Below are 2,074 nucleotides of genomic sequence, written 5' to 3'. Positions count from 1 at the left end.
GCTGGATCCCCAACGCATTACGCAGGATGGAAAAGACCACCGCCAGTTTGAGAAACGAGGTCCCCATAACGATAATCAGCGGCAGCAGCGAGAGCACAAACAGCAGCGCAATTAACTGCCAGGGAGAGTCAGGTAGTGACATGTTATATCCACAGTGTAGGGTTCACGCCCCCTTATACCTCGGCTAAACCAGACGCACCTACCCGGCATTCACCCTATCTTTACCCCACCCGCGTTCAATCTTGTGCGGTGAGATACCATTGCCGGATTTGCACCAAAAAGCGGTCGCCGCAGCCAATCAGCGCACCTTTGCCGATGGCACGTCCATTCAACTTCAATGTTACTTCTGGAGAGAACTCGGTATTCACCGCCACCGTATCGCCCACCTGTAACGTTCGCAGCGATCCCAGTGTCAGTGTGACCTGGCCCACTTCAACCAACAGTTTTTGCGGCAGCGCCGCAAGATCCACCGACATGGATTCTGCGCCGGTGGGTTGATCTGGTATGTCAATCGCGCGGTTTTCGAGTTCAGCGCCTAACGCTCTACAGTGCATCGTGTTATCTCCGTTTATCTGGACATACGCCGCCAGCCCCAGCAGCGGCGATAAAACGAAATGTCCTGCACGCAGATCGCCATACGCCTGTATCGCGATCCCGTCCCCCAACGTCAGCCGCTGCAAAGCAGAAAGCGGCAGCTCACACTCCCCGGCATAAAGCGCACACTGCAACGGCGGCAATGGGCCTGTGGGGATGTCATCAGGCACGATCAACGCATGCAGGTGCTTAAAACCAACGTCGGTATTGCCAAACAACACAGCCTGAAAGGCAACCTGTTCCACCTGCCAGGTAACGACGATGTCCCATTGTTCGGGCAGAATGCTACAAGGGCGTGGTGCCGCATTCTGCCGCACCATGCTGGCTTGGCACTGTGCCAGCAACGGCGACAACGCCCACTGCGCGATGTCCTCAAGCAATAGCGTATCCACCATTGCCACCTCAGCAGTGCCCAGCATTTGCTCGCACAGTGTCCGCCACCCGGCATCCTCCAGCCAAACGTGGCTCACCGCTGCGTCCTGCGCAAAAGAGAGCGCAATGACTACCCCGGTTTGAGCACGGGTCCAGGTTTGTAAGCCGAGATGCAATTCACCCGCGGTCACGCCCTCAGGAGGAAGATGCTGTGCCAGGCTCCACGCTTCCCGGGTCGTCCTTAACATAGTCAACCTCCAGTACAACGGCATGTCCTGCCTCGCGCAAACGGGCGCAGAGCCAGGACGAAATAAGGCTCAACGTGTCGAACAGCTCGCGCTGAGACACCTGAATACAAAGATGAAGTTCACCGGCTCGCTCGCTGATCTCACACAGGATCACTTCCCCATCGCCAGTCACCATGCGATAACGCTGCCGGCGATGCGCATGCGGTGAAAGCGGAGAAGAGGCGCAATGCGTTGCCTTTTGGGCTATCAGTTGCATAAATTTCTGAGCGTCCATCGCGGTTTCCGCGTCGATCGCCTCCTGTTCCGGCAGCGTGTGCCACAGACTCCCTTCAATGCGTGTGGTACTCATGGATAGCGACTCATCGTCTACAGCCTGTATCGTTGAGCACACTGTGCAGTTTTTCCTTTTTTTTCATGACAACATTCAGCGCTTGCCTTACCGCGTGTTGCTGGGCCAATACGGCTCGCTGTTCCTCAGACAACGCCATCTGGTTAGCCATCCACTGCTGATCCTCATCGCGCAGTGCCATCAGTGTCTGCTTATGCGCCAGCAGTTCATCGCTGATGCGCGTGCCGGACCAGCCCAGCCAGGCGTTTCGTTTTTCTGCCAGCAACGCGCGATGGGTCGAACAGGTGTAGATATCCTGTTCCAGTTGACGAAGTTGAGAACGTTGCTGTGCCAGTTGTCGGCGCAAGGCGATTTCCCGACGCTGCTTGATAGCCAATAACGCCCGCAGCGTCATGGCGTGACCAGCGCACTTAGCCGTTGCAGTAACAGATCGCGATGACATGGTTCATTCTCCTGCTGTTGTAAAAACGCATTGATCGCCGCGTGCTTTTCTACCGCCAGATCGGCGAGC

General features: G+C 56.4%; 4 protein-coding genes and 1 pseudogene. All 5 read right to left on the bottom strand.

The window, feature by feature from the left end; all coding sequences use genetic code 11:
* A pseudogene (locus J5224_RS25635) lies at positions 1-142 on the bottom strand (EscR/YscR/HrcR family type III secretion system export apparatus protein); the annotation flags it as partial.
* A 94-nt stretch (positions 143-236) separates the two neighbouring features.
* Positions 237-1,214: a YscQ/HrcQ family type III secretion apparatus protein gene (locus tag J5224_RS25630; RefSeq protein ID WP_264628019.1), complete on the bottom strand. Its 978-nt coding sequence runs from the start codon at positions 1,212-1,214 to the stop codon at positions 237-239.
* Positions 1,162-1,563 (bottom strand): hypothetical protein, encoded by a 402-nt coding sequence (locus J5224_RS25625; protein ID WP_264628018.1) that lies wholly within the window; start codon positions 1,561-1,563, stop codon positions 1,162-1,164. Before J5224_RS25625 ends, J5224_RS25630 begins: the two co-directional genes overlap by 53 nt.
* Positions 1,564-1,573: 10 nt before the next feature.
* On the bottom strand, positions 1,574-2,005 hold the full coding sequence (locus J5224_RS25620) for a hypothetical protein (protein WP_264628017.1): 432 nt from the start codon (positions 2,003-2,005) through the stop codon (positions 1,574-1,576).
* A complete protein-coding gene (locus J5224_RS35620) occupies positions 1,954-2,064 on the bottom strand; it encodes a hypothetical protein (RefSeq protein WP_319802486.1) in 111 nt (36 codons plus the stop codon). Before J5224_RS35620 ends, J5224_RS25620 begins: the two co-directional genes overlap by 52 nt.
* Between the last annotated feature and the right edge of the window lie 10 nt (positions 2,065-2,074).

Source organism: Candidatus Symbiopectobacterium sp. NZEC135 (assembly GCF_025962695.1).
The sequence above is the reverse complement of the archived record's forward strand: the minus strand, read 5'-3'. Positions and strand labels throughout refer to the sequence as shown.